Source organism: Amycolatopsis speibonae (assembly GCF_042647925.1).
Taxonomy (GTDB): Bacteria; Actinomycetota; Actinomycetes; order Mycobacteriales; family Pseudonocardiaceae; genus Amycolatopsis; species Amycolatopsis speibonae.
On sequence record NZ_JBHRWK010000047.1, the window covers coordinates 15,665 to 41,028 of the forward strand.

General features: G+C 69.4%; 23 protein-coding genes and 1 pseudogene. 9 read left to right on the forward strand and 15 right to left on the reverse strand.

What is annotated here, in order from left to right; all coding sequences use genetic code 11:
* Nucleotides 1-177: 177 nt before the first annotated feature.
* Nucleotides 178-1,395 carry a cytochrome P450 gene (locus ACFOSH_RS27765; RefSeq protein WP_378242008.1) on the reverse strand — a complete coding sequence of 406 codons (1,218 nt, stop codon included), beginning with the start codon at nt 1,393-1,395 and terminating at the stop codon, nt 178-180.
* Between the two features lie 133 nt (nt 1,396-1,528).
* Between ACFOSH_RS27765 and ACFOSH_RS27770 the strand changes: the two genes are divergently transcribed.
* Nucleotides 1,529-2,461: an ATP-binding cassette domain-containing protein gene (locus ACFOSH_RS27770; protein WP_378242009.1), complete on the forward strand. Its 933-nt coding sequence runs from the start codon at nt 1,529-1,531 to the stop codon at nt 2,459-2,461.
* Between the two features lie 71 nt (nt 2,462-2,532).
* Nucleotides 2,533-3,255 carry an ABC transporter permease gene (locus ACFOSH_RS27775; protein ID WP_378242112.1) on the forward strand — a complete coding sequence of 241 codons (723 nt, stop codon included), beginning with the start codon at nt 2,533-2,535 and terminating at the stop codon, nt 3,253-3,255.
* Here ACFOSH_RS27775 and ACFOSH_RS27780 read toward each other — a convergent pair.
* The 3 genes from ACFOSH_RS27780 to ACFOSH_RS27790 all read right to left on the reverse strand — a co-directional run bounded on the left by ACFOSH_RS27780 (nt 3,239) and on the right by ACFOSH_RS27790 (nt 7,890).
* Entirely contained in the window at nt 3,239-6,364 is a 3,126-nt protein-coding gene (locus tag ACFOSH_RS27780) for a BTAD domain-containing putative transcriptional regulator (protein WP_378242010.1), read from the reverse strand. The genes ACFOSH_RS27775 and ACFOSH_RS27780 overlap by 17 nt on opposite strands.
* Before the next feature lie 83 nt (nt 6,365-6,447).
* Nucleotides 6,448-6,999, reverse strand: coding sequence for a YbhB/YbcL family Raf kinase inhibitor-like protein (locus ACFOSH_RS27785; protein WP_378242113.1), 552 nt, complete (start codon nt 6,997-6,999; stop codon nt 6,448-6,450).
* A gap of 129 nt (nt 7,000-7,128) precedes the next feature.
* Entirely contained in the window at nt 7,129-7,890 is a 762-nt protein-coding gene (locus ACFOSH_RS27790; RefSeq protein ID WP_378242011.1) for an NBR1-Ig-like domain-containing protein, read from the reverse strand.
* Between the two features lie 254 nt (nt 7,891-8,144).
* Here ACFOSH_RS27790 and ACFOSH_RS27795 point away from each other — a divergent pair, with 254 nt between their 5' ends.
* Nucleotides 8,145-8,966, forward strand: a complete 822-nt coding sequence (locus tag ACFOSH_RS27795; protein ID WP_378242012.1) for a peptidoglycan-binding domain-containing protein — start codon at nt 8,145-8,147, stop codon at nt 8,964-8,966.
* A 65-nt stretch (nt 8,967-9,031) separates the two neighbouring features.
* Nucleotides 9,032-9,433 (forward strand): hypothetical protein, encoded by a 402-nt coding sequence (locus ACFOSH_RS27800; RefSeq protein ID WP_378242013.1) that lies wholly within the window; start codon nt 9,032-9,034, stop codon nt 9,431-9,433.
* Nucleotides 9,434-9,452: 19 nt separating this feature from the next.
* Here ACFOSH_RS27800 and ACFOSH_RS27805 read toward each other — a convergent pair whose 3' ends face one another.
* The 3 genes from ACFOSH_RS27805 to ACFOSH_RS27815 form a co-directional block, all read right to left on the reverse strand.
* Nucleotides 9,453-9,731: a hypothetical protein gene (locus tag ACFOSH_RS27805; RefSeq protein WP_378242014.1), complete on the reverse strand. Its 279-nt coding sequence runs from the start codon at nt 9,729-9,731 to the stop codon at nt 9,453-9,455.
* Nucleotides 9,732-9,764: 33 nt separating this feature from the next.
* A complete protein-coding gene (locus tag ACFOSH_RS27810; RefSeq protein WP_378242015.1) occupies nt 9,765-9,986 on the reverse strand; it encodes a hypothetical protein in 222 nt (73 codons plus the stop codon).
* A 62-nt stretch (nt 9,987-10,048) separates the two neighbouring features.
* Nucleotides 10,049-10,666 (reverse strand): TetR/AcrR family transcriptional regulator, encoded by a 618-nt coding sequence (locus ACFOSH_RS27815; RefSeq protein WP_378242016.1) that lies wholly within the window; start codon nt 10,664-10,666, stop codon nt 10,049-10,051.
* Between the two features lie 68 nt (nt 10,667-10,734).
* Between ACFOSH_RS27815 and ACFOSH_RS27820 the strand changes: the two genes are divergently transcribed.
* The 4 genes from ACFOSH_RS27820 (at nt 10,735) to ACFOSH_RS27835 (ending at nt 13,692) form a co-directional block, all read left to right on the forward strand.
* On the forward strand, nt 10,735-11,376 hold the full coding sequence (locus ACFOSH_RS27820) for an MSMEG_1061 family FMN-dependent PPOX-type flavoprotein (RefSeq protein ID WP_378242017.1): 642 nt from the start codon (nt 10,735-10,737) through the stop codon (nt 11,374-11,376).
* 13 nt (nt 11,377-11,389) lie between these two features.
* Nucleotides 11,390-12,295: a PDR/VanB family oxidoreductase gene (locus ACFOSH_RS27825; protein WP_378242018.1), complete on the forward strand. Its 906-nt coding sequence runs from the start codon at nt 11,390-11,392 to the stop codon at nt 12,293-12,295.
* Between the two features lie 59 nt (nt 12,296-12,354).
* A complete protein-coding gene (locus tag ACFOSH_RS27830) occupies nt 12,355-13,311 on the forward strand; it encodes an alpha/beta hydrolase (protein ID WP_378242019.1) in 957 nt (318 codons plus the stop codon).
* Between the two features lie 84 nt (nt 13,312-13,395).
* On the forward strand, nt 13,396-13,692 hold the full coding sequence (locus ACFOSH_RS27835) for a DUF1540 domain-containing protein (protein WP_184900410.1): 297 nt from the start codon (nt 13,396-13,398) through the stop codon (nt 13,690-13,692).
* Nucleotides 13,693-14,126: 434 nt separating this feature from the next.
* Here ACFOSH_RS27835 and ACFOSH_RS27840 read toward each other — a convergent pair whose 3' ends face one another.
* The 5 genes from ACFOSH_RS27840 to ACFOSH_RS27860 form a co-directional block, all read right to left on the reverse strand.
* Nucleotides 14,127-14,387, reverse strand: coding sequence for a hypothetical protein (locus ACFOSH_RS27840; protein WP_378242020.1), 261 nt, complete (start codon nt 14,385-14,387; stop codon nt 14,127-14,129).
* Nucleotides 14,366-15,055 (reverse strand): FG-GAP repeat domain-containing protein, encoded by a 690-nt coding sequence (locus ACFOSH_RS27845; protein WP_378242021.1) that lies wholly within the window; start codon nt 15,053-15,055, stop codon nt 14,366-14,368. The genes ACFOSH_RS27840 and ACFOSH_RS27845 overlap by 22 nt, the downstream gene beginning before the upstream one ends.
* A 161-nt stretch (nt 15,056-15,216) precedes the next feature.
* Nucleotides 15,217-17,397 (reverse strand): RICIN domain-containing protein, encoded by a 2,181-nt coding sequence (locus ACFOSH_RS27850; protein WP_378242022.1) that lies wholly within the window; start codon nt 17,395-17,397, stop codon nt 15,217-15,219.
* A 160-nt stretch (nt 17,398-17,557) separates the two neighbouring features.
* A complete protein-coding gene (locus tag ACFOSH_RS27855) occupies nt 17,558-18,436 on the reverse strand; it encodes a helix-turn-helix domain-containing protein (protein ID WP_378242023.1) in 879 nt (292 codons plus the stop codon).
* A gap of 18 nt (nt 18,437-18,454) precedes the next feature.
* A complete protein-coding gene (locus ACFOSH_RS27860; protein WP_378242024.1) occupies nt 18,455-20,275 on the reverse strand; it encodes a glycoside hydrolase family 15 protein in 1,821 nt (606 codons plus the stop codon).
* 141 nt (nt 20,276-20,416) lie between these two features.
* Between ACFOSH_RS27860 and ACFOSH_RS27865 the strand changes: the two genes are divergently transcribed.
* Nucleotides 20,417-21,748 carry an MFS transporter gene (locus ACFOSH_RS27865; protein WP_378242025.1) on the forward strand — a complete coding sequence of 444 codons (1,332 nt, stop codon included), beginning with the start codon at nt 20,417-20,419 and terminating at the stop codon, nt 21,746-21,748.
* A 90-nt stretch (nt 21,749-21,838) separates the two neighbouring features.
* Here ACFOSH_RS27865 and ACFOSH_RS27870 read toward each other — a convergent pair.
* From ACFOSH_RS27870 to ACFOSH_RS27880, 3 genes and pseudogenes are all read right to left on the reverse strand, one after another.
* A pseudogene (locus ACFOSH_RS27870) lies at nt 21,839-22,078 on the reverse strand (ion channel); the annotation flags it as partial.
* A 179-nt stretch (nt 22,079-22,257) separates the two neighbouring features.
* Nucleotides 22,258-22,602, reverse strand: coding sequence for an SHOCT domain-containing protein (locus ACFOSH_RS27875; protein WP_378242026.1), 345 nt, complete (start codon nt 22,600-22,602; stop codon nt 22,258-22,260).
* Between the two features lie 94 nt (nt 22,603-22,696).
* On the reverse strand, nt 22,697-25,318 hold the full coding sequence (locus ACFOSH_RS27880) for a LuxR C-terminal-related transcriptional regulator (RefSeq protein ID WP_378242027.1): 2,622 nt from the start codon (nt 25,316-25,318) through the stop codon (nt 22,697-22,699).
* Between the last annotated feature and the right edge of the window lie 46 nt (nt 25,319-25,364).

Genomic DNA, 25,364 nt, shown 5'->3' on the forward strand with positions numbered 1-25,364 from the left:
CACGCCAGGTTGCCTTACCCCTCAAGAGAACGACACTTGCCACTCGCGAGGACGGTAAAGGGGGCCTTCACGGCGTCCGGTCGGTCGGGGTGCCCCCGATGCGGCATGGGGGACACTCACCGTCCCCAAGGCCACATTCGGCGCACACCACTCACGAGCGTCAAGCCTTATCGGTCCCTATTCCGTCCAGGTGACCGGCAACGCGTGCACGCCGTAGATGTTCATGTCGGTCTTGAGCTTGATCTCGCCGGCGGGGACGGCGAGCGCGAGGGTCGGGAAACGGCGCAGCAGGCCCTCGAAACCCGCGCGCATTTCGATCCGCGACAGCTGCTGGCCGAGGCACTGGTGGACGCCGTGCCCGAACGAGAGGAGACCGCGGGCGTTGCGGTGGATGTCCAGGGTGTCGGGGGCCTCGAAGCGCCGCGGGTCGTGGTTGGCGGCCAGCAGCGAGACGATGACCGTCGAGCCCGCGCGGATCGTTTCGCCGCCGAGTTCGAGGTCCTCCGTGGCGTAGCGGAAGAAGATGTCGGCGACGGACAGGTAGCGGAGCAGTTCCTCGACGGCGCCGGGGAGCAGCTCCGCGTCGGCACGCAGTTCGGCCAGCTGCCCGGGGTTCTCCAGCAGCGCGAAGGCGCCCAGCGCCAGCATGTTCGCGGTGGTCTCGTGCCCGGCGAGCAGCAGCAGGAAGGCCGCACCCGCCAGCTCTTCGATGGTGAGGTCGTCGTAGCGGCCCAGGTCGGACAGGATGTCGTCGTCGGGGGTCTCGCGTTTGCGCGTGACCAGCTCGGTGAGGAAGGTGTTCATCCCGATGAACGCGGCCATCTTCTCTTCCAGCGTCTGGTCCCGGACCATGAGCTGGGCGGAGCTGGCCTGGAAGCTCTCGCGATCCTCGTAGGGGACGCCGAGCAGTTCGCAGATCACCAGCGACGGCACCGGCAGCGCGAACTCCTTGACCAGGTCGACCGGCGGGACCAGCTTCGCCATCGCGTCCAGGTGCTGTTCGGTGATCTCGACGATGTGCTCTTCGAGCTGCTTCATCCTCTTCACGGTGAAAGCGCCGGTGAGCCGCTTCCGCAGCCGGCCGTGGTCCGGCGGGTCCATCGCGACGAACATGCCCGGCATCGGCGGGGACGGTTCGGTCGGGGTGGGCATCCCCGGCGTCTCGTACGGCATGTGGAGGATGCCGATGTCCTGCCGCGAGCTGAACCGGGTGTCGGCCATCATCTGCCGGACCTCGTCGTAGCCGGTGACGAGCCAGCCTTCGTGACCGTCGGGGAAGACCATGGGACTCACCGGGCGGGCCGCGCGCAGCCGGGTGATCTCGCTGGGCGGGTCGAAGGGGCCCGCGTCACGCTGCATCGGGAGGCCCTGCGGGACGGGAACCGTCTGAGTCATCGGGTCGCCTTTCGTGGTGGTTGTGAAGGCCACTGTCCTCGGAGCGCCTGACATGTGGCTGACACGGCGCTGACACCACCCGTGTCAGCGCCGTGGCGGGGGCGTGTCAGCGGGGCCGCCCAGAGTGATGCCCATGAACGACACAGCGATTGCGGTCTCCGGGCTGCGAAAGACCTTCGGCGACAAGGTCGTGCTCGAGGGGATCGACCTGGAAGTCCCCGCGGGCACCATCTTCTCGCTGCTCGGCCCGAACGGGGCGGGCAAGACGACGACGGTGAACCTGCTGACCACCTTGATGAAGGCCGACGGCGGGACGGCCAGGGTCGCCGGGCACGACCTCGTGACCGGGGCCAAGGCGGTGCGGGCGGCGATCGGCGTCACCGGCCAGTTCGCGGCGGTCGACGAACTGCTGACCGGGCAGGAGAACCTGCAGCTGATGGTGGACCTGAACCGCGGCGCCGCGGGCAAGCGGGTCGTGCCCGAGCTGCTGGAACGCTTCGACCTGACGGAATCGGCGCGGAAGCCGGCGTCGACCTACTCCGGTGGGATGCGCCGGAAGCTGGATCTGGCGATGACGCTCGTCGGCGACCCGCGGATCATCTTCCTCGACGAGCCGACCACGGGCCTGGACCCGCGCAGCCGTCGCACGATGTGGTCGATCATCCGCGAGCTGGTGGCGGGTGGCGTGACCGTCTTCCTCACCACCCAGTACCTCGAAGAAGCCGATCAGCTGGCCGACCGGATCGCGGTCCTCGACCAGGGCCGCCTTGTCGCCAGCGGCACTCCCGACGAGCTCAAGCGCCGGATGCCCGGCACGCATGTCCGGCTCCGGTTCACCACCGTCGCCGAACTCGACGCCGCGGCACGGATCTTCCCCGGCGCCACCCGGGACGACGAGACGCTGGCCCTGCGGGTCCCCAGCGACGGCGGGACGAAATCCCTGCGATCGCTGCTGGACCGGCTCGACGAGCACGCGATCGCCGCCGAAGAGTTCTCCGTCCAGACCCCTGATCTCGATGACGTTTTCCTCGCCCTGACGGGCCACGACACGGAGGCCGCGAAGTGATGACCACCCGGACCACGACCACACAGACCCAGGCCACCTCGACCGCGCGCGCCAAGTCCCCTTCACTGGTGATGTTGCGCCGCAACTTCAAACACCTCACCCGCAATCCGACCTCGGTGTTCAACGCGATCCTGATGCCGGTCGTGATGATGCTGATGTTCGTGTACGTGTTCGGGGACGCGTTCAGCGTCGGCGTCGACTACATCGACTACGCGACGCCGGGCCTGATGCTGCTCGCCGTCTGCTACGGCCTCGGGGCCACCGCGACCGCGGTGAACTCCGACATGACGAAGGGCATCATCAACCGCTTCAAGGTCATGGACGTCTCCCGCGGCGCGGTGCTGACCGGGCACGTCGTCACCAGTCTGCTGACCAACCTGATCGCCATCGCGGCGCTCACCGGAGTGGCCTTCCTGCTGGGTTTCTCCCCGGCGGCGGGTTTCCTCGACTGGCTCGGTGTCGTCGGCATCGTGGTGCTGCTCGGTTTCGCGGCGGGCTGGCTCACGATCGCGCTGGGCCTGGCGGCGAAGTCCCCGGAAACCGCGGGGATGGCCTCGGTGCCGCTGGTCATGCTGCCGTTCTTCAGCAGCGCGATCGTGCCGGCGGAGAAGATGGGACCGGGGCTCCGGGAGTTCGCGGAGTACCAGCCCTTCACCCCGATCATCGAGACCCTGCGAGGGCTGCTCAACGGGGCACCGGCCGCGGGCGACGTGCTCCCCGCCCTCGGCTGGTGCGTCGGGATCGCGCTCGTCGGCTACTTGTGGGCGTCGTCGACGTTCAAGAAGCGAGCGTGACCTCGACCAGTTGCTTCCATTCCGCAGTGGTGCCTTCTCGCGCCGCCTCCGCGAACTTCGTTTCGCCGAGGCGGCGCAGCACTGTCTCCTCGATCCGCGTCACGTCCGGACGTGACCGGTCCGGCAGCCCGCGCAGCTCGTCGGCCGCCGCGAGCAGCCGCGCGGCCTGCTCCGGATCGTCGCGGCGCAGGGCGTAGTCCGCGATCCCGACGATCATGTGGGCGATCAGGGGCACGTGCCGTACCTCGGCCGCCGCCTGCCAGGCCGCTTCCCGATGCTCCCGTGCCTTGTCGAGGTCGTCCGCGAAATAGCCCATCAGGTCGTTGGCGATGGCGCGGACGTGGCCCAGTTCCGCTTCGTCGCCCATCACGCTCATCGCGATGTCGAGTTCCCGTGCGGCTTCCCCGGTCTCACCGCGCCAGTGCGCGAGTTCCGCGCGGGCGAGGGCCAGCATGCCGAGCGCGCCCGGCCACGTGACCTGTTCGGCGCACCGCCGCGCTTCGGCCGCGGCGGCCGCACTGGCCTCCTCGTCGCCCATCAGCCAGTACAGCTGCGCCTGCCGCGACCGCAGCCGGATCAGGTCCTCGACGGAACCGACCTCGGTCACCACCGTGATCGCCTGTTCGTAGTACTCGCACGCGGTCGCGAACTCGCCGCGGGTGGCGATCCGATCCGCGAGTTCGGTCAGGGCGAAGGAGATCCCGAACCGTTCGCCGAGGGCGCGGAACTCGGTGAGCGCCTGCTCGAGGTACGTGTCCGCCTCCCGGCCGGGGTGGCCGAGCGTGATCCGCATCTTGCCGAGGTGCAGCCGCGCCAGCGCGCGGACCCACGCGTTTTCGTTCTCCAGCACCGGTTCCCAGGCGGACAGTGTTTCCTCACCGGCCAGCATGCGCACCAGCGGAACGATGAGCCCGAGCAGCGGATGGTTGTCCTCGCTCTTCTGGCCGAGCCGGTACGACTCGTGAATCCACTTCTCCGCGGTGTATTCGTCGGCGAAACCGGAGCTCACGAACAACGAGACGAGCCCGTACACGATGGCCGCGACGTTGTCGGGCACTTCGCCCGGTGTCTCGACGGCCGCCTTGACCAGTTCCATGCCTTCCGTCCGGTGCCCGCTGAGCCACCAGTACCAGCCGCAGGCCGCCGCGAGCCGCATCGCCGCCGGTGCCTCGGCCGCCGCGAGCGCGCCGCGCATCGCGGAGGTGATGTTGTCGTGGTCGGCGTTGAGCTTCGCGAGCCATTCCAGTTGCTCGGCCTGGCGGAGCATCGGCTCCGCGGCTTCGGCGAGCTCGATGAAATAGGCTAGATGCGCGTCGCGCGCCAGCGCCGATTCCCCCGCCTCGGCGAGCCGGAGTTCGGCGTACTCCTTGATCGTGCCGAGCATCCGGTAGCGCGGTGCTTCGTCGCCCGCGGCGACCAGCAGCGACTTCTCGGTCAGCGCGGTGAGCAGTTCGAGTACCTCGTACCGCTCGACGGCTTCGCTCACGCAGACGTGCTCGGCCGCTTCCAGGCTCGCCCCGCCCGAGAACACCGAGAGCCGGCACAGGACCGTCCGCTCGGCGTCGCTCAGCAACTCCCAGCTCCAGTCGACCATGGCGCGCAACGTCCGGTGCCGCGGCAACGCGGTCCGGCTGCCGCCGGTCAGCAGGCGGAAGCGGTCGTCGAGCCGGTTGGCGAGCTGGTCGATGGACATGGTGCGCAACCTGGCCGCGGCCAGTTCGATCGCCAGCGGCATCCCGTCGAGCACCCGGCACACGCGCGCCATCGTGGCCAGCGTGGCTTCGTCGGCCACGAAGTCCTTGCTCACCGCGCTCGCCCGGTCCCGCAGCAACCGGACGGCGGGGGAGGATTCGATCTCGCCGGGGGCGGCGTGCCTGTCCGGCAGCGCCAGCGGCACGACCTGCCACAACGCCTCACCGGTGATGCCGAGCGGTTCCCGGCTCGTCGCCAGGATCCGCAGACGGCGGCATTCCCCGAGCACTCGATGCGCGAAGGCCGCGGCCTGCTCGATCACGTGCTCGCAGTTGTCGAGGATCAGCAGGACTTCCCGGTCGCGGATCGCGGCGACGACCCGGTCGGCGGGCTCGGCGCTCGGTGCGTCGCCGAGCAGCGCGTCCCGCAGGCCGAGCGCGGCCAGCGTCGCTTGCGCGACATCGCCCTCCGGGCCGATGGCCGCGAGTTCCACCAGCCAGGCCCCGTCCGGCAGGTCGCCGAGCATCGTGCGCGCGGTTTCCGTTGCCAGCCTGGTCTTTCCCGAACCGCCGGGCCCGATCAGGGTGGTGAGCCGGTGCTCGGCGACGAGTCCGCGGACCTTGGCGACATCGGCTTCCTTGCCGACGAAACTGGTCAGCTCGGCGCGCACGTTGGTCTTGCGGTTCTCCTCCCGCCGTCCCAGCTCGCCCCGCAGCAGCGCGACGTGCACCGCGGACAGCTCCGGTGAGGGATCGACGCCCAGCGCGTCGGCCAGGGCTTCCCTCGTGCGCTGGTACACGAGCAGCGCTTCGGTGTCGCGCCCCGTCGCCGCGAGGGCCCGCATCAGCGCGGCGACGAGCCGCTCGCGCAGGGGATGCGCGGCCGCCAGGTCGGTCAGTTCGGTGACCAGTTTCGCGCCGTGGCCGAGTTCGAGCTCCGCGTCGAACCGATCCTCCATGGCCGTCAGGCGAAGACCTTCGAGCCGGGTGACCGCCGCGTCGAACGCGCCGCTGTCCTGCAGGCCGACGTCCTGCATCGCGGCGCCGCGCCACAGGGCGAGGGCTTCACGCAGCCGCCGCGCCTCCTCGTCGCCGCTCGCCTGGCCGAGGAGGCGCTCGAACCGCACGGCGTCGACGTCTTCGGGCGCGACCTTCAGCCGGTAGCCGTCCGTCTGCCCCTCGACGACCCCTTCCGGCAGCACCTTCCGCAGCCGGGAAACCAAGCGCTGCAAGGCGTTCGTCGCGTCGGCGGGCGGCTGCTCGCCCCAGATCCAGTCGACGAGCGTCGCCTTCGGGACCACTCGGCCCGGGTCGAGCGCGAGGGCGATCAGCAGCCCCCGCAGCCGGGCGCCCGGCACGTCGGCGAGCCCGCCGTCATCCGTGCGAACCTCGAAGGAGCCCAGCATCCCGATCTGCATTGGGCCGATTTTGCCACGGATGATCAGCGGGCCTCCCGTCGCGGACACCGGTTGGCTCTGCGTATCCCGCCGGTGTCACCGAGCTACGACTCGCCGCTGATCCTCGCCGTGCCGATCGAGGCCGCGGTGATCGCCCTGGCGGCGGTCTGCGTCGACGAACTGGAGGTCAGGCCGGTGAGCGACGCCTGGTTGAGGGCGTGCACGACGAACTCGTAGGTGTTCACGGTCGAGGGCGAGCACGGACCCTGGTAGCCGTAGAGGCTCGCGCTCCCGCGGTAGTAGATCTGCCTGGCCCCGGCGGGAACGGGCGGCTTGTAGACGTGCTGGACGTTCTGGGGGAGCGAGGCCGTGGCCGGCGGGATGTCGTAGATGACCCAGTGGATGAGGTTGTTGTTGTCGAGGTCGCGCATGACGATCGCGTAGCTCTTGGCCGCGGCGGGAGCGCCCGACCACGCCAGCGGCGGCGACTCGTTCCTCTTCGCGGGGTCCTGGCCGCCGCCGCTGGTGCACTCGTGGACCTTGGGGATGAGGCCGCCGTTGGCGAAAGCGGTACTGGACAGGGTGAACGCGTTTTGCGCCGCCGAGGCCGTGGGGGGAAGGCAGGCGGCGCCGAGGGCGAACAAGGCGCAGAACACGATTCTCGTTGTTCTCACTGGAGACTCCCGAGGAATTTTGTGATTTCCGTGCGCGGAATTCAGCGTAGGCAGCACGGAATGCGGCGGCTAGCGCACTTTCCCGGTCGAACGAGGTGTTTTCGCCGTGATTCAGGGGCGCACGAGCACGGAGAAGTAGATCGGCTTGTTGCCGGGGAACAGTTCCCGGTCCTGTTCGTCGACCATCTTCCAGAACACCTTGCAGTCGGCCGGGGCGGTCGGCGGGGTGCTCACGGTGACCGTCACCTGGACGTTCCCCTGCGGCGCGGTGTCGTTGACCGGGATCCGGTCCGGGGTGCGGCAGGCGCCGGGCGCGACCGGGAGGTCGGTGCGGCGCAGGTACCGCTTCTTCCACTCGACGGTGCCGGTGTTCTTGATCTCCCACACCTTCACGAACTGCGTGCCCGGCTTGACCACGGTGTCGTCGGGGATGGTCACGTCGGCGACGAAACTGCTCGAATCGCCGGGATGCGGCGGTCCGGGCTCGCCCGGCAGCAGGATGACGACGACGGCGGCGATCACGGCGACGAGCACGAGGGCCAGCGGCACCAGGACCCGCTTGGACCGCCAGCGCGGCGGAACGGGTGTGGGTTCAGGCTCGCGCTCGGCGGACAGCACGAGCTGGACGCCCTGCCATCGGGCGTGCCACTCCTCTTCGTCGCCGCCGCAGGCGCGGACGAACTCCCGGACGGTCTCCCACGGCTGCAGCCGTCTGCCGGTGACGGTGAGGTGCAGGGTCGCGTGGGACACCGCGCCGGACTTCGCGGCCATCTTCCGGAAGGAGGGCTCGCCGGCCCCCGTCCGCAGCTTCCGAAGCCCGTCCATGAACGCTTCGAGCTCCGGCGCCCGTTCTTCCGCTTGCGGTCCCGGCACGCTCCCCCTCGCGTTCGTGTCCAACGTGACAACGATTTTCGTCACTCTGCGCGGCCAGGTGACTATATCGCGAACTTCGTCCGGATCGCCGTGCCGACCAGCGGGGCTGCCCTGGCCGAGGCGCTGTCAAACGCTGTCAACCTGCGGTTTTTGACGTCAGACGTTCCGTCCAGGTGGTTCCGGACGGTCCCTCGTCCAAGGCAGTGTCGGTCACAAGCTGTTCACAGGAAGCAGCACCGAGTGAAGGAGCAGTCATGCGCAAGGTGGCAACCGCCGCGATGTTCACCGCTCTGTCCGGCGCCGCGCTCATGGGGGTGACGGCGGGACAGCCCGCGGTGGCCGCGCCGTCGGTCAACATGGAGGCCGTGATCAAGGCGGCCATGTGGGATCCGTACAAGGCCGACCAGGCGATCACGCCGGGCTCCGGCCCGAGCGTCAAGGTGGTCGAAGAGGCGCTGGCGGCGAAGAACATGCTCGACAAGAAGCAGGTCGACGGTCACTTCGGCACCTCGACGGTCAAGGCGTACGAGAAGTACCAGAAGTCGCTGGGACACAGTGGCCTGGCCGCGACCGGGCTGCCGGGCAAGGGCTCGCTGACCGAACTGGGCAAGGGCCGCTACACCGTGACCGCGCCGATCAGCGTCGGGTCGAAGACCAGCCTGGACGGCAAGACGGTGAACAAGCGCACCGCCGACATGATCGCGGCCGCGGAGAAGAAGGCCGGGGTCAAGTTCACCGTCACCCAGGGCTCGTACAACGCGGGCGGCGTCGGCGCCTCGGGCGGCACGCACGACGGCGGTGGCGCCGTCGACATCTCGGTGAACAACATCTCGAACAAGAACGCCGCGGTGAAGGCACTGCGCGAGGTCGGGTTCGCCGCGTGGCACCGCACCCCGGGCCAGGGCGACTGGGCGGAGCACATCCACGGCATCGCGATCAGCGACACCGACATGTCGCCGCAGGCGCAGGCCCAGGCCGGTGACTACTTCAAGGGGCTCAACGGCCTGGCGAGCCACGCCAAGGACGACGGCCCCCAGGTCAAGAAGGTGACCTGGGAGGAAGCCAAGCGCGGATGACCTCAGGGCGTTTCGAGAAGGGCGGGCGGCTTCGGCCGCCCGCCCTTCTCCGTAAGGTCGTTCTCGTGGACGACATCATCGCGGACCTGGACACCACCGGGTTCACCGTGGTCGAGGGGTTCGCCGTGCGGTTCTTCCGGCGGGAGAGCGTGCCGGGGCACGGGTTGCGGTTCGTCGACGGCGACAACGTCCTGCTCGCCGAATTCTCCTGGTGGGACAACGTGGAAGTGACCGTGCGGGACTGGACGCTCGACGACATCCCGCTGGGCACCCCGCGGGAGCCGTTCCGGGAAAGCGACCAATGCTGGCTCTTGCTGATCTGGCGCGAGGGCGAGGACGTGCTGATCGCCGAGACGGACGACCCTCACGATTCGGTGTTCGAACGGCGGTCCCGAGTGCCCGCTTCGGCCTACCTCGACGCTTGGAAAGCCGCTCTAAGCGAGGCCCGCGAACTGTCGGACGGATAGACGCCTCCCGCGTTGTGTGTCACCGCAGGCTTGTCCGCCGCCAGTGTTCGGGCGCCTCGCTCATGTCCTGGTGCAGATGCCGGAAGAACCGACTGGTGGCCTCCAGTCGCGCCCTCGCCGGGCCGTCGAGCAGCCCGGCGCCCCGCCGGGTGACCTCCGCCCACTTGGTCATCGCTTCGAGACTGGCCTGCCAGGCCCGGTAGCCGAACTGGTCGTCGATGACGTACCGCTGCCGCCTGCCTTCGCGTTCGCGGCCGATCAGGCCGCGTTGCCCGAGCCAGCCGACGGCCTTGGACACCGACGCGGGGCTGACCTCCAGCCGCGCGACGAACTAGCCAGGCTGCTCTTCGACGGGCTCCGTCTTCCGGCGGGTGCGCGCGACGCCGACCCACAGCAGCGCGGAGACGACGGCGCCCGGCACCGTCGTCAGATACACCGGCCACGCGCGGAAACCCGACACCCACAGCATCGTGGCCAAGCCGAGGGTGATCAACGTCCATGCCAACGCGAGAGTGCCGCCTCTCCGCCGCCAGCGAGCGACGATGTCGCGCATCCTGTTCTCTGCTCGGATCACACCGGTGAGTACCCGCTCAGCGCCTGGTCAACCCTCGAAAATCAGGTGCGCAGGTAACCGGTGATCATCGTCACGAGTTCGTTCTCGAGTCGCTTGGTGTCGATGGAGCCGGGCGCGGCGATGAGGTGATGCACGGTCATCTCCACCGTCGACGTGACGAGCCGGGCCGCGGTGTCCTTGTCCTGGACCCGGACCTCGGGATGTGTGTTGAGCAGATCGAGCAGATCGTCGATCATCTCCCACTTCACCCGGGTGACCCGCTCCAGCACTTCCCCGGAGCGCGGCGCCTGCTCGATCATGATCCGCAGCAGCTGCGGATCGTCGAGGTGGTTGTCGATCACCGTGCGCACGAACGCCCTGATGATGGTCTCGAGCGGTTCGGGCGATTCCTTGTAGCTTCGGAGCGTGGCTGTGCCGCGGTCGCCGTCGAGGTGGCGGGTCAGCAACTCGGCCAGGATCGCGTCCTTGTTCGGGTAGTACTGATACAGCGAACCGATGGAGACGCGGGCCCGTTCGGCGATGCGGTTCGTGGTCCCCGCGGCGTACCCGTACTCGGCGAAAATGTGAGCAGCCGCGGTGAGGATGCGCTGCCGGGTCAGCTCGGCGCGGACCTGGCGAGGCTGTTTACGTGGCTGGATGCGGCGCTGGTCCGACGTCATGGCACTCCTGGGTGAAGCGGCGTGAAAGCGAGTAGCGGACGGGCTGAACAATTGCTCATAATTGTGCCATGACCAGCAGTTATCTCGTCAATGAGACGCGTCCGCGCCGGATCTCGTACGAGGAGGTGCGCGCCCGGCTCGGCGCACCGGAGGCGATGATCAAGGCCAAGGTCCACGACCGCGTCGACAAGCACGGCCGCCGGTTCATCGCGCATGCCCCGTTCGTGGCGATGGCGACGGCGGACGCGACGGGCCTGCCCGACTGTTCACCGCGCGGTGACTACCCGGGTTTCGTCAAGGTGCTCGACGAACGGATGCTGGCGATCCCCGACCGGCCGGGCAACAAGCTCGCCGACTCCTTCCGCAACCTCTCCGAGAACGACGGGATCGGGCTGATGTTCGTGGTCCCCGGCATGCGGGAGGTGTTCCGGGTCAACGGGCACGCGTATCCCACCGACGAGCCGGACGTCCTCGCCCGGATGCGCACCGAAGGCAAAGAGGCGGAACTGGCGATCGTCGTGGAGGTCGCCGAGACGTTCTTCCACTGTGGGCGTGCGCTGGTCCGCTCCCGGCTCTGGGATCCCGCGAGCCAGGCGCTGGCGGACGAACTGCCGTCCGCCGGCGAGATCGCCACCGAGCAGATGGGCCTCGACCTCGATCCGTCGGTGCTGGAGGAAATGCTCGAAACCAGTTACCGGCAGCTGTACTGAGGGGATTTCGCTGATGCAGAAGACCATTCTCGACCGCGTCGAGCCGGTCGCCGAAGGCACCGTCTCCCTTGTCCTGCGCGGCGCCGAGGGGCCGCTGGCCCCCTGGGAGCCGGGCGCGCACGTCGATCTGGCGTTGCCGAACTGGCTGACCCGGCAGTACTCGCTGTGCGGGGATCCGGCCGATCGCGGCAGTTACCGGGTCGCCGTCCGGCACGACCGGCTCAGCCGGGGCGGCTCGGAGTACATCCACCTGTTCCTGCGCACGGGCCGCACTCTCGAAGTCTCGTTGCCGCGCAACAACTTTCCCTTGCTGCCCGCGCCGGAGTACCTGTTCCTGGCCGGCGGGATCGGCATCACTCCCATGAAGCCGATGCTGGCGGCGGCGATCGCGGCGGGCGCGTCGGCCGGGTTGGTGTACGTGGGCAGGTCCCTGGCCGCCATGCCGTTCGCCGCCGAACTCCAGGCCGCCTACGGTGACCGGGTGCGCGTCCACGCCACCGACGAGCACGGCCGACCTGATTTCACCGCGCTGGCGGCCGAGCTCGGCCCGGAGGCGCTGGTTTACTGCTGTGGCCCGGCTTCGATGCTCGACGCGGCCGAGGCGGCGTTTCCCGCGCAGGGGCTGCACCTGGAGCGTTTCCGGCCGGTGGTCAAGGAATTCGCGCCCCCTGAGCCGTTCGAGGTGAACTGTGTCCGATCAGGACGGACGGTGCCTGTCGCCGCGGAAGAGTCCCTGCTGGACGCTTTGAACCACGCGGGGTTCCGGATCCCGTCCGGGTGCCGCGAAGGGGTTTGCGGCAGTTGCGAGATCGGCGTCGTCGGCGGCGAACCGGAGCACCGGGACGACATCGGCGCGCCGCCGGGGCGGATGTACTGCTGTGTCTCACGTGCGTCGTCGCGGCTCGACCTCGATCTCTGACCTTGTCGTTACAGCTTGTCGTATACAGGTTGTCGGCGCCGGGTGGCTAGGCTCGCGCGATGGCCGAGCCCGCGTACGATCCCGAACTCGCCGCCGTGCTGCCCGCGCTGGCGGGCCATGTCCCGGTCGGCATGACCGCGGAGCAACTGGAGCGCTTCCGGGCGTTGAAGTTCCCGTCCATCGAAGAGCAGATCGGCGACCGCCCGGTCACCTGGACCGACCACACGATCCCCGGCCACGACGGCGCGGAGATCCTCGTCTCGGTCATCGCGCGCGAGGACCACCGTGGCGGCGGGCCGGGGATCTATCACGTCCACGGCGGTGGAATGGTGATGGCCGACCGGTTCGCGTCGGTGCACCCGCTCGTCGACTGGGCGATGAAGTACGACGCGGTCGCGGTCACCGTCGAATTCCGCCGCGCGCCGGAACATCCGCATCCGGTGCCGGTGGAGGACTGCTACGCCGGTCTGGAGTGGATGGCCGCGCACGCGGACGAGCTGGGATTCGACCCGGACCGGCTGGTCATCTTCGGCGGGAGCGGCGGCGGTGGCCTCGCCGCGGGCGTCACGCTGCTGGCGCGGGATCGCGGCGGACCGAGGTTGTCCGGGCAGTTGCTCCAGTGCCCGATGATCGACGACCGCGACGAGACCGTGTCGGCGCGGCAATACGACGGGGTCGGCGTCTGGGATCGGACCAGCAACCTGACGGCGTGGACGATGGTCCTGGGTGAGCGGCGGGGAACCGCCGACGTCTCGCCTTATGCGGCTCCCGCTCGCGCGACGGATCTCAGCGGTCTGCCGCCGACGTTCATCGACGTCGGCGCCGTCGAAGTGTTCCGGGACGAGGCCGTGGCGTACGCGAGTGCGATCTGGGCCGCCGGCGGCGAAGCGGAATTGCACGTCTGGGGCGGCGCCTTTCACGGCTTCCACGACCTCGCACCGGAATCCGCTGTCGCCCGATCGTGCCTCGCCGCACGGGAATCCTGGCTGGAACGGCTGCTCGCCAGACGTGAATGAATTTCCCCGAATTGCCGGGCGTGGAGAGCGGTGTAACCCTGGTCATACCGAACGACACCACCACCACGATGTACAGGAGTCGTTATGACCACCACCGAAATGCCCGCTGTCCACGAATGCACGGTCAGCGGATGTTCGTACAACCACGACGGCTGTCACGCTTTCGCCATCACGGTGGGTGGCGGCAATGGATCGGCCGATTGCGGAACGTTCGTGCCGCTCAACACCAAGGGTGGCCTCGATCGGGTGACCGCGCAGGTGGGAGCCTGCTCTCGGTCCGATTGCCGGCACAATTCCGCTTTGGAATGCACCGCATCGAGTGTCCGGGTGGGACCGGGTGAAGGTGGTCACGCCGCCAATTGCCTGACCTACGCTCCGTAGGCGCTCTTTCGCTTGCCTGTCCGAGGAGTCGTGAGCGGTAAGTGTCGTTCTAGCGCTCCTTGTCACTCACGACCCCCTTTGCAGACCGCTCAACCGGGTACTTTGGCGGGAAAGTTGTCCCTTGTGGACAGTCGAGGTCACGTCGCGAAGGCCGCTGGTGTGAAGCCGTTCGCGAGGGCCCGCGCCATACGTGTCTTACCCCTCAATGGCGCACGACGCTGTTGCAGGTGCGAGGCAGGTTGCGAAAGCCACTTTCGCAACCTTCAAAGTTGCGAAAGTGGCTTTCGCAACGCTTGCCGCCCCCCAGCCGCGCGGACGCTGTGACTGCTGGTGCTCCTGAGGCCGCAGGCAGGTATCGCAAGTCCGTGAAGGCCTCCTTTCCTACCCTCAAGGTAGTGAAGGAGGCCTTCACGGAGTTCAGGTGGCTGCGGGCCTCAGTTGGGCACGCGCAATTCGGTGTTGCCGTTGAAGAACACGCATTCGCCGCTGGGGAAGTAGAGCAGCCTCAGGCCTTCGCATGTCGCTGCCTGTTCGTCCCCGGTCCCGGCCCAGCGGCCGACGACCGTATAGGAATCCTGGGTGGCCGAAGCGGGTACCGCGACGGAAACCGCGGCGCCGACGTCGCGAATCGGGTTCCGGCTGAAAGGTGTTCGCGGGCAACAGGTCTGCCCGATCAGCTGCCGACCTGGTCGCACGAGGCGGCGTCGGTGCCCAGCGCCGGGTCGGTGACCGGGCGGTGGTCGATGGCGACGGTGTTCTGGGTGGTCAGCGCACCGTCGCGAAGGGTGTAGACGGTGCGGGTGCCGCTGTAGGTCAGCGGGTCAGCGCTGATGTCGTCGGCTTCGGCGGCGACGGTTTCGAAGGTGCGGCCGCCGCCTTCGAGCGGGGTGCACTGGTAGCCGAGGTGGGCGGCGACGCCGCCGCCTTCGGCGATCGAGAGGGGCTTGCTGTCGTTGTCGACGACCTGGCTGAGGTTGCGGCCGTCGAAGTGCAGGGCGGTGAAGAACGTGGTGTTGGCACCCACCGACTGGGTGACGATGAGTTCGGCGCGGCCGTCACCGTTGAGGTCGGTGACGCGCGGGGCCTCCAGCGGGACGGCGCTGTCGGCGCCGAGGTGGATCGAGGTGAACGTGCCGTTCACGGTCGCGGAGATGACCTGGTCGCCTGTGCCGGTGAGCTGCGCGGTGACGGTTTCGAGTTCGCCGTCGCCGTCGAGGTCCGCGACGGTTGTGACAGGGTCGCCTCCGGGGCCGGCCAGCGGGTTGCTCAGCGGGCCGGCCAGCGCCGGGACGATGGCGGCGAGGCTCAGTGCGGCGGCGACGCCGGTGATGGTGGCGGTGCGGACGATTCCCTTGTGCTTCATGGTGTTCTCCCTCCAGCTTCGGTGAGCTTTTCACCGAAAGTGCTCTCACAAGGGGAGACGGTTGCGGATCATGGACGTGCATCGAGAGTGTGATGGGCCACACAAACGCAACCGGGTGACCCGCCACCCGAAAGGGGGCGGGCCACCCGGCAAAAGGCGGACTACTTGATCGCCCACAACTGAAGTGCGGAGCCGGTGTCGGCCCGTTGGGTGACGGCCGCACCGTCCGAAGTGGACGCTGTCGTCAGCAGCAGGTTCGACCGGACGCTGGCGATCTTGTAGGTGCCGTCAGGCTGCTTCGCCGCTGTCCAGCGCTGGTTGGGCCCGCCGGTGCACGTCCACTGGATGACCCGCGCGCCCGCGCTGGTGGCCCCGCCCTCGACGTCGGCGCACAGTTTCGAATGCGTGTTGGTCAGGGTGTAGGAACCGTCGGACTGCTTGGTGAACAGCCACTTCTGGTTGGCGCCCTGGTTCGGTGCCCAGGTGACCAGGGGAGTCCCGGTGGCCGTCGACGAATCCGGGTCGTCGAGGTTCTTGCCGGACGCGGTCAGTGTGTGGATCCCGTCGAGCGTGCCCGCGCCGGCGTCGGTGAACTTCAGCGTCTGCTCGGCCGCGGTCCGCCCGCCACCGACGGCGTTCCCGGTGGTGTCGGTCCAGGATCGCAGCGGAGCGGTCTCCGCGAGGCGCGACGTCTTGCCGGAGAGGCCGAGCACGAGCCCGCTGTAGCGGTTCACCAGCCGGAAGGTTCCCTTGTCCACAGTGGACGGGATGATGAACCATCGCTGACCGACCGTCGAGGACGACGTGACGGTGGGCTTCGCGCCCCAGGCGCGGCCCGCCTGCACGGCGTCGACGCCGAGGAACTGGCCGGTGGCGGCGTTGGTGACGCGGTAGGAACCGTCGCCGTCGGACGAGAACTGCCACGCCTCACGGTCGGTGCCGGTCGTGCTCGCGACGGACGTCGTCGCGCTTCCGTTGCCCTGCGCGAGAACCCGGCCGTCGCCGAGGCCGATGCGGTACTTGCGGGAAGTGTCCACAGGGGACGGTGCGGGAGCGGACGAGGTGATGGTCTGGGTGGTGTACTCGCCGCCCGCGCCGCCGGAGCACGCCACCGCGCAGTACGACCGGAACTGCTTGCCGATGATGGTCGAGTTCGTCTTGTTCGCGGCGTCGACGAACCAGCGGTACCAGGACTGGTTGGTGTAGCTCCCGGTGTCGCCGATCAGCCGCCATTTCTGCGTCGCCAGATCGTCGGTCGCGTAGTACCGCTGGGGGACGACGCTGTCCACGGCCTCCGGCGCGCCGATGTAGAGCCCGAGATGCGCGTTGTAGGCGATGTTCATGATGAACAGGTCGGCTTTGCGCGGCAGCTGTCCCGCGGCGATCTGCCGGCTGACGTTGCCGGTGTTGGCCGGGTCGTAGTCGTCCGCGACGGGCGTGTAGCCGGTGTCGCCGGCGGCGGACACCGGGGTCATGTTGCTCTCGCGGCCGCCGACGCCGGGCTGGGTCCAGCCGCCGTCGAACCACTTCTGCCACGAACCGGTCGCCATCTTGGCCGAGATCGGCGAGCGGGCGACGTGCGCCAGCCCGACCATCGGGCCGCCAGCGCCGGCCTTCGGAACGATGCGCGAGCCGTAGTAGACGTAGAAGTACCCGGAGGCGGTGTCGACGAACAGGCGCGGGTCGCCGTCGCCGTAGTCGAACGTCTGATGCGGGAAGGCCGTCGTGTCCCCGCGTTTCGTGCTGTAGGGCGAGGTGATCGCGTGGTCCTTGATGGACCAGGTCTTCCCCTGGTCCTTCGAGACCGCCATGTCGATCGCGTCGTAGTGCGAGAACGAGTAGGCGCCGAACGGTTCGGGTGTGAACTCGTTGTGGATCAGGCCGTACCAGTCGCCGGTGTCCGGATCGACCCAGGTGCCGACGAGGTCGCAGAAGTTCCGCTGCGAGTAGCCCGAACCGGCGGGCGGATTCGTCGACTCCTTGCCGGTGGGGCTGTTGTTGCAGCGCCAGGTCGTGTCGTCGTTGCGGTCGGCCGGGTTGGCCGGGTTGACCGCCTTGCTGATGGGGTTCTTGGTGAAGCTGTCGAAATCGCGTCCGCTGTAGAAGTCCCACTCGCGCGGCTGGTCGGCGCCGTAGAGCGCGGCCGCCTGCTGGAAGTAGAACGTGCCGTCCTTGTCGACATAGCTACTCGCCGGGGTGTCGGTGGTGGGGCTGAACGACTTCTTGGCGTCGACCGTGATGGTGTACGTCGCGTCCGGCGGCGCGGCGTCGGACGATGCCGGTACCACCGTGGTCGCCGCCACGGCCAACGCCGCGGCGCCGAGAAGAGGCAGGGTCCGCATGACTCTCTCCCAAGGGTGACCCGCACCACAGTTGGCGGGGCGGTCGCCGATGTTATGAACGTTACTGCGCGTAAGTCAACGCTTTCGCTCAACTTCAAGCGTTGTTCATGCACTTAGTGCGCGGAAAGTCCAAGCGGTGCCGCACAGAAGTCCAAGGGGGTCAGTCGGGCACCAGCGGCGGGTCGTCGGGCGAAGGGATCCGCGAACTCCAGCCACCGGGGACGGCCTGGACGCGTGACTCGCGGAAGCGTCCGGGGGAGACCCCTGCCCGGCGGGTGAAAAGCCTGCTGAAGTAGGCGGCGTCCTCGTAGCCGACCGCCTGGGCCACCTCCTGGACCGGCATCCGCGTGGTGGCCAGGAGTTCCTTCGCGCGGTTGAGGCGGAGCGTCAGCAGATGGTCCTTCAGTCCCGATTCGGTGCTCCGGCGGACGGCGGCGCGCAGTTCGGGCAGCGTCATGCCGCGGCGGGCCGCGATCTCGGCGACGCTGATCGGCAGCAGCGCGTCGCGCGCCAGCGCCTCCAGCAGAGAGCCGTCGCTGGGGGTGCTGTCGGCGGCCCGCCGCAGCGCCACCAGCAGATGGTGCACGGCCGCCGAGGCATCGACCTGGGCCAGCGGGCTGCCGCCCCGTGCGCAGCGCACGATCCGGCTCACGATGTCGCGGACGACCTCGACGTCGCCCAGCGGCACCACCGGTGTCCCGGGGGTGACGTAGCCGAGCTCCACGTAGGCGTCCACGGCGCTGCCCTCGAAGTCGACGAAGCACTCTTCCCAGCCCTGCCCGGGGTCGGACGCGTAGTGGTGACCGACCCCGGGGACGAGCCACAGCAGGGCGGGCGCGACGACCTCCTGCCGTTCCCCGCCCGCCACGGCGAACCACCCGCGCCCCTTGGACACCACGACGGCCACGTAGTGATCGAGCACGCGAGGCCCGACGACGGGCAGCGCGCCGTGCTGCAGCCCGACCCCGAGGCACACCAGGCCCAGCCGTCGGTGCACGGCGGACGGTGTGAAGTACCGCATCCAGGTCCGGTAACCCATCCCCGCATCTTCGCGCAATCACCCCAGAGCGGCGTCGAGGGTGACCGCCGCGTCGATGAGCGCGAGATGGGTGAACGCCTGCGGGAAGTTGCCGAGCTGCTCACCGCTGGGCGCGATCTCCTCGGCGTAGAGACCGGCGTGGTTGGCGTAGGTCAGCATCTTCTCGAACGCCGCCCGCGCTTCGTCCAGCCTGCCCGCCCGGGTCAGCGCGTCGACGTAAGCGAAGCTGCACAAGGAGAACGTGCCTTCCGAGCCCGCCAGGCCGTCCGGGGACGCCGCCGGGTCGTACCGGTGGACCAGGCTGTCGGTGACCAGGTCGTTCCCGATCGCGTCGAGGGTGGAAAGCCACAGCGGGTCCCGCGACGGGAGGAAGCCGGTGCGGGGCATCCGCAGCAGCGACGCGTCCAGTTCGTCCCCCGTGTAGTGCTGGACGAACGCCTGCCGTGTCCGGTGCCAGCCCTGGTTCAGGATCTGGTCGTAGATGCTGTCGCGCTGCCACGTCCAGTCCTCGATCGGGGCGGGACGGCCGTGCGCGGTCGCCATCCGGAGGCCGCGGTCGAAGGCGACCCAGCTCATCAGGCGGCCGTAGGTGAAGGACCGGCGCCCGCCCCTGGTCTCCCAGATGCCCTCCTCGGGCTGGTCCCAGTGCTCGCCGAGCCAGTCGAGCGCCGCGCGCACGGCGACCCAGCCGCGGTGGGGCAGTTCGAAACCCGCCCTGTCGGCGGCGAAGACGCTGTCCAGCGCCTCGCCGTAGATGTCCAGCTGCAGCTGTCCCGCCGCGTCGTTGCCGATCCGGACCGGGGTCGAGCCGCGATACCCGGACCAGTGCGAGAGGTCTTCCTCGCCGAGGTCCGTCGCGCCGTCCACGCGGTAGAGCACGGCGAGCGGCCCGCCCTCGCCGCGCCCTGGACCGCCTTCGCGGATCCTGTCGCCCAGCCAGCCGCCGAACCGGGCGGCCTCTTCGGTGAAGCCGAGAGCCAGCAGCGCGGAGACCGAGAACGACGCGTCCCGCACCCAGGTGTAGCGGTAGTCCCAGTTCCGTTCCCCGCCGAGTTCCTCCGGCAGGCCGAGGGTGGGCGCGGCGACCAGCCCGCCGGTCGGCCGGTAGGTGAGCAGTTTCAGGGTGATCGCCGAACGGGTCACGATCTCCCGCCAGCGTCCGCGGTAGGTGGAGCGGGCCAGCCACGAACGCCACCAGCCCACCGTGTCGTCGAACAGGTCGGTGAACTCGCCGAGCCGGATCTCCCGCGGCGGTTCCGCGGTGTCCGTTTCGAGCACCACCCCCCGGACCTGACCCGCGGTCAGGCCGAGCCGCAGGTGCACGTCGCTGCCTTCGAGCCGCGTCTCGGCGAGATACTCGTCGTCGGGTTCGCGGACCGGGTGGAGCGTCAGCGACAGTTCACTCGAAACGAAGACGGCGCCGTGTCCGAAAAGGATCGCCTCGTGCTGACGGCGGCCGTAGTCGAACCGGGGCGCGACCACCATGTCGAAGGTGATCTTCCCGCGGACACAGCGCACCAGGCGGGCGATCCGATGCTTGGCGGTCGCGGCGTCGTCGAGCGGCGGCATGAAGTCGACCACCTCGCCGATCCCGTCCGCGCTGGAGAACCGGGTGATCAGGACCGCGGTGTCCGGGTGGTACATCTGCCTGCTCGTGTACGGCCCCGCGGGGTGGATGCTGAACCGGCCGCCGCGTTCGTCGTCGAGCAGCGCGCCGAAGATCGACGGTGAATCGAAGCGCGGGCTGCAGAACCAGTCGATCGACCCGCCGGTGGTGACCAGTGCGGCGGTCTGCAGGTCGCCGATCAAGCCGTGATCGGCGATCGCGGTTTCGGGCATGGTGCCTCCTCTGGCATCGGGTGCGGTCGGTGAGATCACCGTCGTCCCGGCGGGCGGCCACTGCCTCATCCGCCCGGGGTGAGGTGGCCGGGGTGCCGGTCACGACACCGTGTGCGGCACCCGAGAAGGAAGGCCACGCCGATGATCGTGCCGCCCTTGGCCCTCGCCCAGTTCATCGCCAGTTACGCCGCGACGACGATGACCGTGGCCGTGAGCGTGATCGCCGCGGACCTCGGCACGACGGTGCTCGGCGTCCAGACCGCGATCACGTTGTTCACCCTCACCATGGCGTCGCTGATGGTGCCCGGCAGCAAGCTGACCGACGTCCTGGGCCGCAAAAGATGTTTCCTGCTCGGCCTCGTCGTCTACGGCGCGGGCGCGCTGCTCGCGTCGGCCGCGCACGGGACGGTGACCCTGATCCTGGGGTACTCCCTGCTGCAGGGCATCGGGTCGGCGCTGATGATCCCGCCGATCTACATCCTGGTCACCGTCACCAGCCCCGACGTCGAGACCAGGGCCCGCCGGTTCGGCGTGGTCAGCGGCGCGGGCGCGCTCGGGGCCGCCGCCGGGCCGCTGCTGGGCGGGCTCGTCACGACCTGGCTCGGCTGGCGGGCCTCGTTTCTCCTGCAGGTACTCGTCGTCGGCCTGATCGCCCTGCTGGCCCTGCGGCTCACGGAGCCGCCGGGACGGCCGGCCAGGACCCGGTTCGACGTCGTCGGCGCGGTGCTTTCGGCGGCGGGCCTGTTCTGCGTCGTGGTCGGGATCCTGCGGATGGGCAGCTCGATGTTCTGGATCTTCGCCGGGATCGGCGCCGGGATCCTGTGCGTGTTCGCCGCGCACCTCCACTCGCGGGAACGGGCGGGCCGTGAACCGCTGGTGTCCTCCGCGCTCTTCCGCGACCGCGCCACCCGCTTCGGTCTGATCACCCAGCACGTGCAGTGGCTCGTTCTGCAGGGCTCGTTCTTCGTGATCGCCGTTTTCCTGCAACAGATCCGCGGCTACGACGCCATCGAGACCGGCCTGATGCTGACGCCCGCGACGGTCGGCATCCTCGCCGCCTCGGCGGCCGCGGGGCGGATGGCCCGGCGGCACTCACAGCGCCGCCTGATCCGCGGCGGCTTCGTGGTCGCCATCGCCGGACTGGTGCTCGTGCTGCTGCTGGTGCGGGCCGATTCGGGGGTGGCGAGCGCCGTGCCGGGGCTCTTCCTCCTCGGCGCCGGAGTGGGGATCATGCTGACCGCGTCGGTGAACCTGGTCCAGTCGGGCAGCCCGGACTCGGCCCAGGGCGACATCTCGGGGGTCTCGCGCAGTGTGTCCAACCTGGGCTCTTCGGTGGGGACGGCGCTGGCCGGTTCCGTGCTGGCCGGGGTGGTACGGCCGGGCGGGACGTCCTTCGCGCTGGCGCTCGCCACCTTGACGCTGGCCGCGGTGGTCGGACTCGTCGCCGCCCTCTTGCTTCCCAAGCCGCGGTGAACCGTCCGATGTGGACGAACGCCGGTGCCGCACGGCGGTCACGATCAGCCGCAGGGCGACGCTCAGCACGATCAGATTCGCCACCATCTGGATCGTCACCAGTATCCGCGCCGTCGCCGAAACCGGAGCTATGTCCCCGAAACCGACCGTGGTGAACATCGTGACCGTGAAGTACAGGGCGTCCGTCCTGCTCAGGCCCGTGCCGAACGAACCGGGAAAGTCCTGGCCGAGGATGTAGTAGACGTCGGCGAACAGCAGCAGGAACAACGGCACGATCAGGGCCAGCGCCTGGATGCCCTGCAGGGCGGGGAACGGTGAGCGGAGGATCATCCGCACCTCGGCGACGACGAGGAAGGCCACGACGGCGAGGCCACCGGCGAAGGCGGCCACGGTCCAGGTGCGCACCCCTTGGTCGACAGGGAGGAGGTAGTACAGGCACAGCAGCGCGGTGACCGTGAGCAGCGGCCGCAGTATCGCGAGATGGAAGAACCGCCAGCCGGGCGCCGCGGTCAAGACGAGAGCGCCTTCCGCTTGAGGACAAGGAACTCCTCCTCGGTGATGACCCCGTCGTCCCACAGGCGTTTCGCGTCGGCGATCCGCTCCGCGGCGCCTTTGTCCACTATGGACGAACGGGAATGTCTGCCCTGGGTGCCGAGATAGAGCAGGACGCCGACGAACGGCAGCACGAACACCAGCACCGTCCAGCCCGCCTTGGCCCAGCCTGAAACACCTGGCCTGCGGTAGAGGTCGGTCAGGACGAGGAACAGGAGCCAGAACCAGGCGACCCAGCAGAAGAACACCAGCATCGTCCACATCAGCTCGGAGAACGGGTAGTCCGCGCTCGCCATGGCCATTGATCTCTCCTCACACTGGATCGGGGCGTGTCCGGTTCACTCGACCGGATCCAGGGCGTACTCGCCTCACCCGAGCCGGGTGAGGCGAGCACGCTCAACCTGTGAAGTCGGTGAACTCGGTGTCCAGCAGGCCGCGCCGGAGCGCGGTCGCCACGGCGTCGCGTCGGCTGCGGACGTCGAGCTTCGCGTAGATGCCGCGGACGTGGGTCTTGACCGTGTTCGGCGAGACCGTCAGGTCCTCGGCTATCTCGTCGATCGACCGCTGGGTGGGCAGCAGGCGCAGTACGTTGCGTTCCCGTTCGGTCAGCGGAGCCGGCATCTGCGGGGTGCGTAGTTCACGGCGCAGGGCGAGCACCTGGCAGGCGAACCGCTCACCGGAGCCCAGCCTGCCGAGCCGAGCGGTCAGGAACGTGATGACGTCGGAAGGGGCGAACACGAACGGGAACCGGACATCGCCGGGTTCGGCGGCGCGCAAGGCCTCGTCCAGCGACCGCACCGCCCGCTCCCGTGCTCCGGCCGCCAGTGCCGCCCGCACGCCGATCAGCGACGCTTCGATCCCCGCCCACGGCAACAGCATCGGCGCGTCCTCTTCCGACAGTGAGCGCAGCACGGAACTCGCCGCGTCCTGCCTGCCGAGCCGCAGCTGGGTCCTGGCCCGCATCAGCAGCAGCTCACCCGAGCCGGCGATGATCGGCTGGGCCCAGCGGAGGGTCTCCCTTGCCTGATCCGCCGCGCCGAGCCGCAACGCCGCCCGGTGTTCCAGCACCGAGCACCACGCCGCGTGCTCGGCGGAGAAACTCCGTCCGGTGCCGAGCCGCGTGCGTGCCCGCCGCATCCGCCGCAATCCCGAATGCCAGCCGCCGAGCTCGAACTCGGCCGCGCCACGCAGGGTTTCGGCGATCAGGCCCAGATTCCGGGCCGCCCTGGCGGGCGCGTCGCCCAGCATCCGTCCGATCTGCTTCGCGTGTTCGACGCACTCGGCGGCCTCGCCACGCAGTAAGGAACCGAAGGCGAGCTGAGCGGACACCTGGGCACCTTCGAGCGAGCGATGCGGATCGTGCGCCGCGTGGCGGGCCAGCACCCGGCGGGCCAGCGTCTCCATCACCCGGTAGTCGCCATCGGACCCGGCGAGCCCGCTCAGCGTGATGAGGCACTGGGTGACCAGGAAAGGGTGATCCGCGCTCTCGGCGGCGTCGGCGACACGGGACAGGGCGTCCCGGGCCGAGCCCCGGTCACGGCGGGCGGTCAGGGTGCCGATCCGGTGCAGGGCCGTCAATCCGCTGAGCCCGGTGTCCGCCGCCAGATGCTCGTCGATCTGCTCGGCCGCGCGGACGGCCTGCGCCGGTCCGCGATCGACCTGCGCGAGCCGGGAGCGCACGAGCTGCCGCAGCACGGTCAGCTCCGCCTCCGGCTCGGCGGGCCAGGCCACGTCCGCGCAGCTCAGCTGCGACTCGGCCGCCGACGGCTCACCTCTCTCCAGATGCAGCGCGGCCGAGACCAGCGCGAGCAGGGGAGAGGACACGGCCCGCCGGTCGCCGAGGACGGCGAGCCCGAGCCGCAGCACGTTGTGCTCGCCGGTGAGGAACAGTGTCACCGCGTGACGGCGCAACAGTTCGCCGACGCGGGTGGTGTTCCCCGAGCGAACACTGTGCAGCAACGCGGAGGCGGGCCGGTCGTGTTCGGCGAACCAGCGCGCCGCCGACGCGTGCAGGCTCCGCGTCCGCTCCGGGTCCCGGCGCAGCAACTCGGCCCGTAGGTAGGTACGCAGCAGAGGCGGCAGCCGGTGCCGGGCCGGGGACCCGCCGGAGTGGACCACCTGCCCGGCCGGTTCGCCGAGTTCGCGGAGCATCGCCTCCGCGTCCGGCCGGTCGCCCAGCGCGGCCGCCAGTCCGGCCGGGACTTCCTCGCAGATGCTGATCGCGCGCAGCAGATCCCGCTGGGCGACGGTCAGGGGAGCGAGCACCTCGTCGGTCAGGTAGTCGAGCACCGCCCGGTCCCGTCCGGCGAAGAAGTCGGCGAGATTCCCTTGCCGTGCGGCGGAAGCGGCGGCGAGCCGCAGCCCGGCGGGCCAGCCGCCCGTCCTGGTGACGAGCAGTCCGACCTGCTGTGGCGGGATACCCGGCCCGGCCGCCTCGACGAGTGTTCCGGCCTCCTCCGGTGAAAAACGCAGGCGGTTCACGCCGACTTCCAGCAGCCGTCCCGCGACGCGGGCGCGCACCAGCGGCAGCGGCGGCTCACAGCGGCTCGAGATCACCAGGCGCAGCCCCGACGGCTGATGCCGGAGAAGGGCCTGCAGCCCGCGCCACGTGCCCGGATCGGTGATCTCCTGAGCGCCGTCGAGGACGAGCAGGACGGGTTCGTCCACCGTGTCCAACGCGTCGGCGAGCGTGGCCAGGAAGGCGAGATCCGTGCCGGGGGCGGCGGGGACGGCGAGCGTCCGCACCGGATTCCCCGCCGGGATCCGGTCGCAGCCACTGAACGCTTCGAGGATCGCGGACCAGAAGAGCCGGTCGTCGTTGTCCTCGGCGTCGGTGGACACCCAGGCGATCGCACCGCGGCGGCGGCCCGCCCAGTCGGCGAGCAGCACCGTCTTGCCGTAGCCGGCAGGAGCCCCGACGAAGACCATGGCGTGCTCCGCCCCGTCGTCGAGCGCAGTGAGCAAACGCGGCCGGGAAACGAGATCCCCCGGGGGTTCGGGGATGGTCACCTTTGTCATCGGAACCCGTCTTCGCGGCGAAATGTCTTGGTTCTTCATCATGCGC

What these genes read in the sequence shown, in the direction of transcription:
- ACFOSH_RS27815 (WP_378242016.1), bottom strand. Translation starts at nt 10,666, where the DNA reads ATGACGTCGGACCAGCGCCGCATCCAGCCACGTAAACAGCCTCGCCAG.
- ACFOSH_RS27810 (WP_378242015.1), bottom strand. Translation starts at nt 9,986, where the DNA reads ATGCGCGACATCGTCGCTCGCTGGCGGCGGAGAGGCGGCACTCTCGCG.
- ACFOSH_RS27835 (WP_184900410.1), top strand. Translation starts at nt 13,396, where the DNA reads ATGACCACCACCGAAATGCCCGCTGTCCACGAATGCACGGTCAGCGGA.
- ACFOSH_RS27765 (WP_378242008.1), bottom strand. Translation starts at nt 1,395, where the DNA reads ATGACTCAGACGGTTCCCGTCCCGCAGGGCCTCCCGATGCAGCGTGAC.
- ACFOSH_RS27850 (WP_378242022.1), bottom strand. Translation starts at nt 17,397, where the DNA reads ATGCGGACCCTGCCTCTTCTCGGCGCCGCGGCGTTGGCCGTGGCGGCG.
- ACFOSH_RS27820 (WP_378242017.1), top strand. Translation starts at nt 10,735, where the DNA reads ATGACCAGCAGTTATCTCGTCAATGAGACGCGTCCGCGCCGGATCTCG.
- ACFOSH_RS27880 (WP_378242027.1), bottom strand. Translation starts at nt 25,318, where the DNA reads ATGACAAAGGTGACCATCCCCGAACCCCCGGGGGATCTCGTTTCCCGG.
- ACFOSH_RS27770 (WP_378242009.1), top strand. Translation starts at nt 1,529, where the DNA reads ATGAACGACACAGCGATTGCGGTCTCCGGGCTGCGAAAGACCTTCGGC.
- ACFOSH_RS27865 (WP_378242025.1), top strand. Translation starts at nt 20,417, where the DNA reads ATGATCGTGCCGCCCTTGGCCCTCGCCCAGTTCATCGCCAGTTACGCC.
- ACFOSH_RS27775 (WP_378242112.1), top strand. Translation starts at nt 2,533, where the DNA reads ATGTTGCGCCGCAACTTCAAACACCTCACCCGCAATCCGACCTCGGTG.
- ACFOSH_RS27780 (WP_378242010.1), bottom strand. Translation starts at nt 6,364, where the DNA reads ATGCAGATCGGGATGCTGGGCTCCTTCGAGGTTCGCACGGATGACGGC.
- ACFOSH_RS27830 (WP_378242019.1), top strand. Translation starts at nt 12,355, where the DNA reads ATGGCCGAGCCCGCGTACGATCCCGAACTCGCCGCCGTGCTGCCCGCG.
- ACFOSH_RS27845 (WP_378242021.1), bottom strand. Translation starts at nt 15,055, where the DNA reads ATGAAGCACAAGGGAATCGTCCGCACCGCCACCATCACCGGCGTCGCC.
- ACFOSH_RS27825 (WP_378242018.1), top strand. Translation starts at nt 11,390, where the DNA reads ATGCAGAAGACCATTCTCGACCGCGTCGAGCCGGTCGCCGAAGGCACC.
- ACFOSH_RS27855 (WP_378242023.1), bottom strand. Translation starts at nt 18,436, where the DNA reads ATGGGTTACCGGACCTGGATGCGGTACTTCACACCGTCCGCCGTGCAC.
- ACFOSH_RS27875 (WP_378242026.1), bottom strand. Translation starts at nt 22,602, where the DNA reads ATGGCCATGGCGAGCGCGGACTACCCGTTCTCCGAGCTGATGTGGACG.
- ACFOSH_RS27795 (WP_378242012.1), top strand. Translation starts at nt 8,145, where the DNA reads ATGCGCAAGGTGGCAACCGCCGCGATGTTCACCGCTCTGTCCGGCGCC.
- ACFOSH_RS27860 (WP_378242024.1), bottom strand. Translation starts at nt 20,275, where the DNA reads ATGCCCGAAACCGCGATCGCCGATCACGGCTTGATCGGCGACCTGCAG.